The 12,347-nt window shown below is 58.8% G+C and carries 11 protein-coding genes; all 11 read right to left on the bottom strand.

Going from position 1 to position 12,347, the window contains the following annotated elements; all coding sequences use genetic code 11:
* Window positions 1-2: 2 nt before the first annotated feature.
* The 11 genes from fliI to fliD all read right to left on the bottom strand — a co-directional run bounded on the left by fliI (window position 3) and on the right by fliD (window position 12,288).
* A complete protein-coding gene (gene fliI, locus LCH65_RS05775) occupies window positions 3-1,361 on the bottom strand; it encodes a flagellar protein export ATPase FliI (protein ID WP_003370128.1) in 1,359 nt (452 codons plus the stop codon).
* Complete coding sequence (fliH, locus tag LCH65_RS05770) at window positions 1,351-2,169, bottom strand: flagellar assembly protein FliH (protein WP_044309029.1); 819 nt, start codon at window positions 2,167-2,169, stop codon at window positions 1,351-1,353. The genes fliI and fliH overlap by 11 nt, the downstream gene beginning before the upstream one ends.
* Before the next feature lie 15 nt (window positions 2,170-2,184).
* Window positions 2,185-3,201 carry a flagellar motor switch protein FliG gene (gene fliG, locus LCH65_RS05765; protein WP_003316807.1) on the bottom strand — a complete coding sequence of 339 codons (1,017 nt, stop codon included), beginning with the start codon at window positions 3,199-3,201 and terminating at the stop codon, window positions 2,185-2,187.
* Window positions 3,194-4,978, bottom strand: coding sequence for a flagellar basal-body MS-ring/collar protein FliF (fliF, locus tag LCH65_RS05760; RefSeq protein ID WP_003436100.1), 1,785 nt, complete (start codon window positions 4,976-4,978; stop codon window positions 3,194-3,196). The genes fliG and fliF overlap by 8 nt, the downstream gene beginning before the upstream one ends.
* Before the next feature lie 15 nt (window positions 4,979-4,993).
* Window positions 4,994-5,323 (bottom strand): flagellar hook-basal body complex protein FliE, encoded by a 330-nt coding sequence (fliE, locus tag LCH65_RS05755; protein ID WP_002554293.1) that lies wholly within the window; start codon window positions 5,321-5,323, stop codon window positions 4,994-4,996.
* A gap of 243 nt (window positions 5,324-5,566) precedes the next feature.
* Window positions 5,567-6,982 carry a sigma-54 dependent transcriptional regulator gene (locus tag LCH65_RS05750; RefSeq protein ID WP_058416898.1) on the bottom strand — a complete coding sequence of 472 codons (1,416 nt, stop codon included), beginning with the start codon at window positions 6,980-6,982 and terminating at the stop codon, window positions 5,567-5,569.
* Window positions 6,982-8,196: an ATP-binding protein gene (locus tag LCH65_RS05745; protein ID WP_003370117.1), complete on the bottom strand. Its 1,215-nt coding sequence runs from the start codon at window positions 8,194-8,196 to the stop codon at window positions 6,982-6,984. Before LCH65_RS05745 ends, LCH65_RS05750 begins: the two co-directional genes overlap by 1 nt.
* Window positions 8,197-8,318: 122 nt before the next feature.
* Window positions 8,319-9,794, bottom strand: a complete 1,476-nt coding sequence (gene fleQ, locus LCH65_RS05740; protein ID WP_058416897.1) for a transcriptional regulator FleQ — start codon at window positions 9,792-9,794, stop codon at window positions 8,319-8,321.
* A 177-nt stretch (window positions 9,795-9,971) separates the two neighbouring features.
* Entirely contained in the window at window positions 9,972-10,268 is a 297-nt protein-coding gene (gene fliT / locus LCH65_RS05735) for a flagellar protein FliT (RefSeq protein ID WP_003370114.1), read from the bottom strand.
* Between the two features lie 24 nt (window positions 10,269-10,292).
* Complete coding sequence (gene fliS / locus LCH65_RS05730) at window positions 10,293-10,682, bottom strand: flagellar export chaperone FliS (protein WP_003370112.1); 390 nt, start codon at window positions 10,680-10,682, stop codon at window positions 10,293-10,295.
* Between the two features lie 124 nt (window positions 10,683-10,806).
* Window positions 10,807-12,288, bottom strand: a complete 1,482-nt coding sequence (fliD, locus tag LCH65_RS05725) for a flagellar filament capping protein FliD (protein ID WP_226439220.1) — start codon at window positions 12,286-12,288, stop codon at window positions 10,807-10,809.
* Between the last annotated feature and the right edge of the window lie 59 nt (window positions 12,289-12,347).

Below are 12,347 nucleotides of genomic sequence, written 5' to 3'. Positions count from 1 at the left end.
TATCAGCCGCCAGGCGCTGGTGCGAAGATCGACGCCAGCGCCTCGCTGCTGCCTTGTATGCTTTCGTTGTCACGCAGGCCCTGACGCTGGTAGCGCACCAGTACCGGATGCAGCGCAATGGCCATATCCGTTTCGCGATCGCCGCCTGCTACGTAGGCCCCCACGCTGATGAGGTCGCGAGTCTGCTGGTAGCGTGACCACAACTGTTTGAAATGCTGCGCACGCGCCATGTGCTCGGGGCTGACCACGGCGGGCATGACCCGGCTGATGGACGCTTCGATGTCGATGGCCGGGTAATGCCCCTCTTCGGCCAGGCGCCGGGACAACACGATGTGACCGTCGAGTACGCCACGCGCCGAGTCGGCAATCGGGTCCTGCTGGTCATCACCCTCCGACAGCACCGTGTAAAACGCGGTGATCGAACCACCACCCGCCTCGGCATTGCCGGCGCGTTCGACCAGTTTGGGCAAGCGGGCGAACACCGAAGGCGGATAGCCCTTGGTGGCCGGCGGCTCGCCAATGGCCAGTGCGATTTCCCGCTGAGCCTGAGCAAAACGGGTCAGGGAGTCCATCAGCAACAGGACATTCTTGCCCTTGTCACGAAAGTATTCGGCGATTCGCGTGCAATACATCGCTGCTCGCAAGCGCATCAGAGGCGCGTCATCGGCTGGCGAGGCGACCACCACCGAACGTTTCAGGCCCTCTTCGCCGAGAATGTGCTCGATGAACTCCTTGACCTCACGGCCCCGCTCACCGATCAGGCCGACGACGATGATGTCTGCCTCGGTGAAGCGCGTCATCATGCCGAGCAGCACACTCTTGCCCACGCCCGTACCGGCAAACAGCCCGAGACGCTGACCGCGGCCAACCGTCAATAAACCGTTGATGCAGCGAATGCCGACATCCAGTGGCTGGCTGATGGGGTCGCGCTTGAGCGGGTTGATGGTCGGGCCATCCATCGGCACCCAGTCTTCGGCCTTGATCGGCGAGCGACCATCCAGCGGGCGACCGGCACCATCGAGCACCCGGCCCAGCATGCTCATGCCCATCGGCAGGCGACCGGTGTCGGCCAGCGGTACGACCCGCGCGCCAGGCGCGATGCCCGCCACGCTGCCGACCGGCATCAGAAACACCTTGCTACCGGAAAAACCCATCACTTCGGCTTCGACTTCAACCGGATGATGGCTGTCGTCATTGATGACCACACAGCGGCTGCCCATTGCCGCGCGCAGCCCCTCAGCCTCAAGCGTCAGGCCTACCATGCGCAAAAGGCGGCCTTCCACTACGGGTTGGGCAGGCAAACTGATCGACTCGGCATAGGAACCGAGGCGCTTGGCGAAACTGGTGCGTTCAAGGCGCATCGAGGGTATCCGCGTCGGATTCGTCAACATTGGCTGCATTGCCTGGCGAGGCATCCAGATCGACGCTCAGATCGGCTGCCGCAGGATGGGTTACCTGTTCATGCAACTGGTCGTGCATCTTGGAAATTGCCAGGGCGATGCGTGTTTCGACGCTGGCATCGATGCGGCTATGCTCGGTTTCGATACGGCAACCGCCCGGCAGCAAGTCTTCGTCTTCGACGATCTTCCACGACTCCTCATGACGTTCGCGCATGGCCTTGACCAGCAGAAAGTCCTGAGGGTTTATGAAAATTCGCACATTCTGCGCGCCCATCGGTAATAGCTTGAGGGCATCGCGCAGGACGCTGGCAATCTGCGCAGAATCTGTGACCAGTTCACGCTGGATAACCTGACGCGCGATGTGCTCGACCAGGAGAATGACGGCCTTTTCGATCTGAGTGTCCTGCTCGGCGATGGGTGTCAGCAGGTTACCCATCAGCTGTTCCAGGCTGGCGACTTTTGCCGCAAGAACGACCTCCGCTTCCTGACGCACTTTTAGCTGAGTACTGTGAAAACCTTCCTTTTCACCGGTGGCGAAGCCTTCGTTCCAGGCCTCCTGGCGAATACTTTCCAGCTCTTCCAGAGTCAGTGGCTGGACTTCCTCCAGCGGCACTTCTTCCATCTCGGCCGGTTCGTCGACCAGCTCGGGCTCCGGTTCTGGTTCTGGCTCCACGTGCGGATCGAAGCTGGGCAGCGCCCAGATGTCGAGTAACCCGGCGTCCTTGGCGCGAATGAGGTCGCTGGCCGATTCTTTATTGGAACTGGACATGAGTCGGCTGAATCCTTAGATCATTTCCTCGCCACCCTTGCCACCGAGTACGATCTCGCCGGCCTCGGCCATACGACGTGCAATGGTGAGGATTTCTTTCTGGGCGGTTTCCACATCGCTGACACGCACCGGACCTTTTGCTTCCAGGTCGTCGCGGAGCAGCTCGGAGGCACGCTTGGACATGTTCTTGAAGATTTTTTCCTTGATTGCTTCGTCGGAGCCCTTGAGCGCCAGTACCAGCACGTCCGAGGATACTTCGCGCAGCAGCGCCTGGATACCGCGATCGTCCACGTCGGAAAGATTGTTGAAGACGAACATGAGGTCTTCGATCTGCACCGACAGGTCTTCGTCGACCTCGCGGATCGAGTCCATGAGCGAACCTTCGATCGAGCTGTCGAGAAAGTTCATGATATCGGCCGCACGTTTGATACCGCCCAGTGTGGTACGCGACGTGTTGGCGTTACCGGAGAACTGCTTCTCGAGAATCTGGTTCAATTCCTTGAGAGCGGCTGGCTGTACGGTGTTGAGCGAAGACACGCGCAGGATGATATCGAGGCGCACCTTGTGATCGAAATGCCCAAGCACCTCGCCCGCCTGGTCGGCATCGAGATAGGCGACCACGATGGCCTGAATCTGAGGGTGTTCGAAACGGATCACGTCGGCGACCGCACGCGGCTCCATCCACTTGAGGCTGTCCAGCCCGCTGGTATTGCCACCCAGCAGAATCCGGTCGATCAGGCCGTTGGCCTTGTCCTCGCCCAGTGCCTGGGTCAGCATCTTGCGGATATAGCCGTCGGAACCGACGCCAAGGCTGGTCTGATCGCCGACGATGTCGACGAATTCGCTCATGACCTCTTCGACCTGCTCGCGATGCACGTTGCGCATCTGCGCCATCGCCACACCCACTTTCTGGACTTCCTTGGGGCCCATGTGCCGGAGCACCTGAGCCGCATCGGTTTCGCCCAGCGAGAGCAACAGTACAGCCGCTTTTTCAACTTTGGAGAGTTTGGCTACCATGGCTCGTTCATTCATCAGTGTTGATCCACTCTTTCACAACCTGAGCCACACGGCCAGGATCCTCAGCCACCAAACTCTTGATTGCATTCAGCTGTGCGTCATAGCCTTCGGTCGGGCTTGGCAGCAGAATGCTCTGCGGGCCACCCAGACTTACGCGATCGTTGGACAATTCGCCGTCCAGACCGCCCATGCCACCCAGTTCGGCGTCGCCGCCGAAACCTGCCAATTCCTTGCGCTTGCCATTGGTGATGTTGTTCAACACCGGGCGCAGTACACCGAACACCAGGATCAGGATGAAGATCACGCCAACAGCCTGCTTGACGATGTCCCAGAACCAGGGTTGCGAATAGAACGACGCTTCAGGCAGCACTTCAGCGCGTTCGCTGGAGAACGGCACGTTGATCACGCTGACGCTGTCGCCGCGGCTGGCGTCGAAACCGACGGCATCCTGTACCAGCCGTGTGAAGCGAGCGAGATCCGCCGCGCTCCATGGAGCACGGGTGACTTCGCCATTGGCCGCGTTGGTCTTGACCATGTCATCGACCACTACCGCAACCGAAAGGCGGGTCAGACGGCCCTGTTGCTGCTTGGTGTGACTGATGGAACGGTCAAGCTCGAAGTTCTTGGTCGACTGCACGCGCTTGTCGGCCGGGTATGGCGCCAACGCGGGCTGACCGGTTGCCGGGTCCATGATCTGCTGACCATTGGCATCCAGCAGGGGTTGGCCTGGAGCGATAGGGCCGGCTGCACCGGCTGCACCACCGCCTGCAGTCTGCGGAGCCGTCGCCGGGCCGGGCGGCTGATTGCTCAGCGCCCCCGGAACGCCGCCCGAGCTTGAGCTGCTGGAACGTTGTTCATTGACCGACTGCTCGCTGCGCAAGGCAGGTTGATCAGGGTTGAAGCTTTCGGCGGTCGATTCGACAGCGCTGAAATCAACCACTGCCGAGACCTCGGCCTTATAGCGGTCATTGCCCAGAATCGGCTGCAGAATGTTCTGCACGCGCTGGGTGAGCATGCTTTCCATGCGACGGCTGTAGTCGAATTGCTTGCCGGCCATTGTCAGCTCGGAGTTTTCCGCCTGATCGGAAAGCAGAGCCCCCTTCTGGTCAACGACGGTAATCTGCGACTTGCTGAGCTCGGGAACACTGGTGGCCACCAGATTGATGATGGCCATGACCTGACTCGGCTCCAGCGAACGACCGGCGTACAGCTCGACCAGTACCGAAGCGCTTGGCTTGCGGTCATCACGGACGAATACCGAGCTTTTCGGAATCGCCAGGTGCACGCGGGCACCCTTGACGTTGTTCAACGCAGAAATGGTACGCGCCAGCTCGCCTTCCAGGCCACGACGATAACGCGTGGCTTCCATGAACTGACTGGTGCCCAGCCCCTGATCCTTGTCGAGGATTTCGAAACCGATGTTGGCGTCGTTCTGTACCACACCCGCCTGAGCCAGTTGGATGCGCGCACGCTGCACATCATCGGACTTCACCAACAGCGCACCGGAGTTCGGCTCGACGGTGTAGTTGATGTTCGCTGCAGTCAGGGTGTCCATGATCTGCTTGCTGTCCATGCCCGCCAGACTGCCATAAAGCGGACGATAGTCAGGCTGCTGGGACCAGAGCACCACGGCGAAGCCGATGGCCACGCTCGCGGCAAGACCGACCATGAGGCCGATCTGACGCAGCATGGTCATTTCGGAAAGATTTTCCAGAAAAGACATACCGAACAACGGTTTTCTTTCGGAAGCGCCCGCTCTTGCAGGAACGGTATCGGCAGCTGCTTCAGCCATGACTCAGTACGTCCCTTAAACCGGCATCTGCATGATGTCTTGGTAAGCTTGAACCAGCTTGTTACGTACCTGGGTCAACGCCTGAAAAGACACGCTGGCTTTCTGCGACGAAATCATGACGTCGGTCAGATCCACGCCGCTCTTGCCGATTTCGAATGCATTGGCCAACTGGCTGGAAGCCTGCTGGGTCTGCGCGACCTTGTTGACGGCCTGACCAAGCATGTCAGCGAAGCTGCTGGCACCGGCTTCCTGCGCACCGGACACGGGCTTGGGCGCAGACATCGCGTCCATCTGCATGGCCCGCATATCCAACATCAAGCGATTAAATTCAACACCTTGGCTCATGGACATATCTCTCGTAAGGCCCGCAAATTTTTGACACTGATTCAGCGGGTACAGAAGGTATAGCAACAACGATGCCAGCTAGATGGCGGCTATTTGCCACACCAGATGAGTGCATCATGTCGCTTGACACGAGGTCGCGCCGGACCGCCCGTATTCACGGGACGCCGGGTTTAATTTCAGGCTTGCATCACAGCAAAAATATTCAGGGACCGCCGATCGGGAACGGCAATCACTGTGCGTTGCTCATGTGGCAAACAGATAGGCCTCCACATCCATTCCGGCGTCACGCATCTGCGCCAGCTTGTAACGCAATGTACGCGGGCTGATACCCAGGCGTTCCGCAGCCTCCTTGCGACGTCCCCGTTCAGAACGCAGGGTGTCGATGATCATTTGAAACTCGTGACGCCTGAGGTCATCGCCCAGCGCGCCGACCGATTCCGGGCTGACGCCGGTACCTGCATTCTCCGCCACGACAGTGCCAGTCACAGCCGCTGCCGCCTCGACAGGCGCAGCAACAGGCAGGCTGGTGACCGGCCCGGACAGACAGAAATCCTGCGCCTGAATCACCCCGCCCTGCTGCAGAATCAAGGCCCGCTGCACGGCGTTATCCAGCTCCCGGACATTTCCGGGCCATGGATAGCTCACCAGACACTGTTGCGCTTCGGCGGAAAGACGCACCGGCGCATGCTTCATTTTATTGACGTGCTTGGCCAGAAGCCGCTCGGCCAATGGCAGAATATCGGCAGTCCTTTGACGCAACGCCTGCCATGCCAGTGGAAATACCGACAGGCGATAAAACAGATCTTCACGGAAACGCCCCGCCGCCACCTCACCCGCCAGATCGCGGTTGGTGGTCGCCACGACGCGAATGTCCAGAAGGATCGGTTTGCGCGCACCGACGCGCTCGACTTCGCGTTCCTGCAACACACGCAGCAATTTGGCTTGCAGCCCCAGAGGCATTTCGGAAATCTCGTCCAGCAGGATTGTCCCGCCGTCCGCCTGCTCGAACTTGCCAGCCTGCGCCGCAATGGCGCCGGTAAACGAACCCTTTTCATGGCCGAATAACGTGGCTTCCAGCATATTGTCCGGAATCGCTGCACAGTTGATCGCAATAAAAGGTTTATCGGCACGGGGCGAGTTTTGATGAATGAAACGCGCCAAAACCTCTTTACCGGTCCCGGACTCGCCGGAGATCAGCACGGTGGAATCGCTTTTCGCCACGCGGCTGGCCAGGTTCAGCAACTGGATACTGGCGGGCTCGACAGCAATCGGCCCATCGCGCTCGGCAGGCTCCAGACGACCCAGTGCGTGCCGCCCAACCAGCGCGATCAGCGCCTTGGGCTCGAATGGCTTGACCAGGTAATCCGCAGCCCCCTGACGCATGGCCTCGACCGCGCGCTCGACTGCGCCATGCGCAGTCATCAGCAACACCGGCAATTGCGGATGCCGGCTGCGCAAAAGACTCAGCAACTGGTGACCGTCCATGCCCGGCATGTTGACGTCACTGATCACCAGACTGAAGGGCCGCGCCTCGGCGGCCACCAGCGCCTCTTCGGCGGAACCGACCGCCTGATAGCCATAACCGGCCAGCTCAAGGGTTTCCCCAAGCGCTTCGCGGAGCGAACGGTCATCCTCGACCAGCAGCACATTGATCGGCATCAGTTATTACCTGTCGAACTGGAAGCCGGGATCAATGGCAGACTGATAATGGCGCAGGTACCACGGCCAACCCGCGACAAATAATGCACGCGCCCCTGATGCGCACGCGACACCGCAGTTACCACGGCCAGACCAAGCCCTGTGCCGGTGGTCTTGGTGGTAAAGAACGGCTCACCGATGCGCGCCAGACCGGCCTTGTCAATGCCGCTGCCGTTATCGCTGAAGCAGATCCGCAGCACATTGCCGCGACTGTAGGCGTGAATCTTCAGCAGTGTCCGGCCAGCGCTGGCCTGGACAGCGTTTTCAATCAGATTGAGCAGTGCGCCGACCAATGTGTCGCGATTGCACAGCAGCTCGCCATCGATGCTGTCGCACTGCCAGCGTACCGACACGCCCTGAACATGCGTCGCAGCAGCATTTTGCAGCGCCTGAAACAGAGCACCGGGCGCCAGACGATCCGTCAACGGCAGCTCGCCCCGGGCGAACACCAGCATGTCGCGAACCTGATGCTCCAGCTCATGCAAACGATCCTTGAGCCGCGCAGCGAAACGCTGCTGGGTTTCCACCGGAAGTTCCTGCTCGGTCAAATGGCTGGCGTAGATCATGGCAGCGGATAACGGTGTACGAATCTGATGCGCCAGAGAAGCGACCATACGGCCCAGTGACGACAGGCGCTCGTGACGAGCCAGCTGTTCCTGAAGATGACGGGTTTCGGTCAGGTCATTGAGCAGCACCAGCTGCCCTGGCTCGGCATCCAGCGAACGCGTGGCAATGGAAAGCCTGCGGCCATCCTTGAGCGAGACTTCGTGGCCATCATCTTCACGGGGTGCAAAACAGCGGCTGATCACATGACGCCAGAGCATCCCCAACAGCGGCTGCCCAAGCAGATCGATGGCCGCCGGATTGGCTTCGCGCACGACGCCCATGCCATCAATGACGATCACCCCGCCGGGCAGCAGATCGAGCAGATTCTGCAGTCGGTTGGCCAGGCGTTCTTTTTCCGCCAGCTCCTGAAGGCGCTGGGCACCGGCATGAGCCAGTTCGCCCTTGAGCTCAGTGACGCGCGCTTCAAGCAAGCCGTAGGAGTCGGTCAGTTGCGCCGACATTTGATTGAACAGCGAGAATGCCTGCTCAAGCCCCTGACGACTTTCCAGTTCCGGGGAGTACTGAGCCTGAACAGATAGGGCGGAAGTCAGTTGGGCGGCCTGGGACATGATTCATCTCTCTCGTGGCGAACCGTCAGTAAACGGTGTGTTAAGAGAGACTTAGCAATCCCCGTGCCTAAAAAAAACCCCTGAAAAATCAGGGGCTTGGTTTTTGGCACAAAAAACCGGCGTCAATCATCTGCCTGTTCATCGCCCTCACGACGACTCATACCGTACTTGCGCATCTTCTCGACCAGCGTGGTCCGACGAATGCGCAGGCGCTCCGCAGCGCGAGCAACGATACCGTTGGCATCGTCCAGCGCCTGCTGAATAAGGCCCTGCTCCAGACCACCGAGGTAGTCTTTCAGATCGAGCCCTTCAGGCGGCAGCATCGCGCCGGAAGCGAAGTTCGGCGTATTGCTGTTGATCGCCACACGCTCTTCGATCTCGCTGCGCAAGCTGTCGACCATCTGCTCGTCTTCGTCGTCGACGTAGCGAAACTTCTTTGGCAGCTCGGCTACACCAATCACACCATACGGATGCATGATCGCCATGCGCTCGACCAGGTTGGCCAGCTCACGGACGTTGCCCGGCCAGGCATGGCGACACAGCGACATGATGGCTGCGGAGTTGAAGCGAATCGAACCGCGCTTCTCGTGCTCCATACGCGAAATCAATTCGTTCATGAGCAGCGGGATGTCTTCGACACGCTCACGCAACGGCGCCATCTCGATCGGGAACACGTTGAGACGGTAGTAAAGATCTTCGCGGAAGCTGCCCAGCTCGATCATGGTCTCGAGATTCTTGTGCGTTGCGGCGATGATGCGCACATCGATGCTCTGCGTCTTGTTGCTGCCCACACGCTCGAACGTGCGCTCCTGCAAGACGCGCAGCAGCTTGACCTGCATCGGCAGCGGCATGTCGCCGATTTCGTCAAGGAACAAGGTGCCGCCGTTGGCCAGCTCGAAGCGGCCGGCACGGCTGGTGATCGCGCCGGTAAACGCGCCCTTCTCGTGTCCGAACAGCTCGCTTTCGAGCAGTTCGGCCGGAATGGCACCGCAGTTGACCGGCACGAACGGCGCATCTCGGCGCTTGGAGTGGTAGTGCAGGTTACGCGCAACCACTTCCTTGCCCGTCCCCGACTCACCAAGGATCAGTACGCTGGCGTCGGTGTCAGCGACCTGCTGCATCATCTGCCGCACGTGCTGAATCGCGCGGCTGGTACCTACCAGACTGCGAAACAGGTTCGGTTCACGATGACGGCCGCGCTCGCGAGCCTGGTCGTACATCTCGCGGTAGACCTGGGCACGGTGCAGCGAATCGAGCAGCTTGCTGTAGCTGGGTGGCATTTCGAGTGCGGAGAGCACTCGCCTGCGCAAATCCTCGGGCAATTCGACAGAGGAATTTTCACTCATCAGCAGCACAGGAAGGAACTCATCCCATGCCGCGATGGTCTTAAGGAGCCCTTGCAGGCTGCCCGGCGCGTTTACGCTGCCGACCAGTACGCACAGTACTTCTCGTGGAGACGCCAGAGAGCCGACCACCTGCTGCCAGTCCTGACTGGAACAGGAGAGATTTTCTTCGCCAAGAAAATTCAGGATCACCGCCAGATCCCGGCGGCGCTGGCTATCGTCATCGATTAGCAGAATCTTGATTTCACGCCACATGCAATAGCAACTTCCCTAGTCAACTTAATGCCCATGATTGGGGGGCAGCTTGGCTTCTCAGATGTATAAACCTTGAGACGCCAGAAAATAGTAAACATCACTAGTTAAGTCAAAAAAACGAACACAGTCAAATTTATGGCGAAATTCTTGTCGAACAATAAAAATGACAATTAAACATTAACCGAACAGATGGTATACCTTCGTAGCACTCTTCGCATTCTGGATTTGAGTCATTTCTTCGACAACCGCTTGACGCTCGCCGGTGGCAACATCAATCAATTGCCGATAGACCCCCAATAACTCCTCAAGGTTGCTGCGCAGAGCAGGTTCGTCATCGGGCGCTTCGCTCACCACCGCGTCAACACACTCGCGACACGCCAGGTCAAGCTTGACGATAGCCTCCCAGTCACGCTCGGCCAGTGCCCCTACCAAGGCTTCCCGGGTTTCTTCGATACGCTTGAGCGCAGCACTCATTTTTATTCTCCTCGGAACAGCGGGTTATTGCATGGTACCGATTGCATCCCAGCCTTCCTTGACGGTGATCAACAGGCCAGCGACTTCATCGAGTATCTTCTGATCATTGCGAGCGTTGGCTTCCGCCAGGCGCGTCATCATGTAGTGATACAGGCTGTCCTGCCTGAGCAGCGTGTCACTGGGTGAATTTTCCAGATCCAGCCCCTCACGCAGACCGCCCACAATGTCGATGGCCTTGCTGATGAGTACGCCCTTGTTAGCGACGTCCCTGCGCGCCATGGCGCCCTTGGCCTGAGCGATGCGGTCGAGGCCACCTTCCATCAACATTTGCACCAGACGATGAGGGCTGGCCTCTGAGGTCTGAGCCTGGGAGCCGATCTTCTGATACTGCCGCAACGCTAACATCGGATTCATAAGGGGCCTCGTAACAAATCCAGAATACTGATACTCAAGCTATCGACGCAGTGCGCAGAAACTTTAGCCCAAAAGCAGAAACCCGACACAGAGTCGGGTTGCTGATACTTCCACACTCGTTTTTTTACGAGGCGTTTTTCTGGGCGTTCATCGCTTCAAAAATCGAAGTAATGCTTGAAGCCGTTGCCTTTAACTGCCCGACGACCAAGTCCATTGCGTTGTATTTCTTGGTGAGGGTTGCCGTCAACGTGGTAATACGACGGTTGAGCGCCTCCTGATCACTGGCCAGTCGAGTCTGCACTTTATTGAGGCTGGTGGTCTTGCCAGCCAGAACGCCGTCGGCTTTCGTATAGGGTTCAAGCGCAGTGTTCAAGCGTGCGATCAAGCCACCCGAGGTCGTGCCGTCAGCGCTGGTCACACCGGTGAACATCGCCTGAATCTGGCTGCCCAGCTTCTTGTCGCTCAACGCTGTAGTCAATTCGGTGGTGTTCAACGACAACTTGCCGTCAGCCTGCTGAGTTTTGATCCCCAATTGCGCCAGGGAACTCAAACCGGCATTCGACGTGGCAGTGGAAATCTGGTCGCGTATCGTTGCCAACAGCGCACGCGGGGTGGAGTCGCCGGTCAATGCAGCGGCAGTGTATTTACCCTCACTGTCGACAGTGCCCTTGGTCAACGAGGACACCAGTGAAACCAGCGTGTTGTAAGAGTCGACAAACGACTGCAATGAGGTTTTCAGACCATCGGTGTTGGTGGCGACCGTGACCGTGGTCGATGCCGAAGCAGCAGAAGAAGCGCTGGGCGCGACCAGCTCGAATGTCAGACCGGAAATGGCCGTGCTCACGGTATTGGTCTTGCTGGTCAGACTCAGGCCATCGACCGTGAATGCGGCGTCCTTGGCGACAGCGGTAATCGCACCGGCGCCAGGAATGGCGTTTCCATTGGCATCAGTGCCAGTACTGGATTCACTCATCAACTTGGTGCCATCGATGTTAAGTGCTTCCTGGCCGGAAGCACCCGTCACCGAAATGTCACTGCCCTTGCCGGTGGTCGTCGAACTGAACACCAGCCTGGAACCGTTGTTGTCGTTGATGATGTTGGCGGTGATGCCTTTACCCTGCAGCGTCGAGTTGATCTTGTCGCGCACTTCCTGCAGCGTCGAGGTCTTGTCGATCGCCACGTTGTAATCAGTGCCATTTTGAGTGATTTTCAGCGTACCACTCGGAATAGCACTCGACTGCGTCGAGTCCAGCGCGGCGGTAGCCACCTTCGAAGGTGTTGCCAACTGGCTTATATTAATCGCATAGGTGCCATTGACTGCCGTGTTGCCCGCAGTGGCCTTGACCACCGCTTCATTGGCAGACGTGGCAGCAAAGCCCTGGAAAGCAGGTGTGGTGGAACTGGCGAGAGTGTCCAGTGTTTTCTGGAAAGCAGCCAGTGCAGACGTCAACTGGCTGACACCCGACAGGGATGCAGTCGTGGAGGCGCTCTGCTTGTCGATCTGGTTTTGCTTGGGCGCTTTTTCAGCACCGACAAGACCTTCGACGATGGCGGAAATTGCCAGACCCGAACCCACGCCTGTTGAAGATGTAATCGGACTTGCCATGGTGCTTCTCCCTTCAAGAATGCTGCGGGGTTCGCCGCCCTTTCAAAAGGCGAATGACC

The organism is Pseudomonas sp. MWU16-30316, assembly GCF_020515645.1.
Classification (GTDB): domain Bacteria; phylum Pseudomonadota; class Gammaproteobacteria; order Pseudomonadales; family Pseudomonadaceae; genus Aquipseudomonas; species Aquipseudomonas cerasi.
The sequence above is the reverse complement of the archived record's forward strand: the minus strand, read 5'-3'. Positions and strand labels throughout refer to the sequence as shown.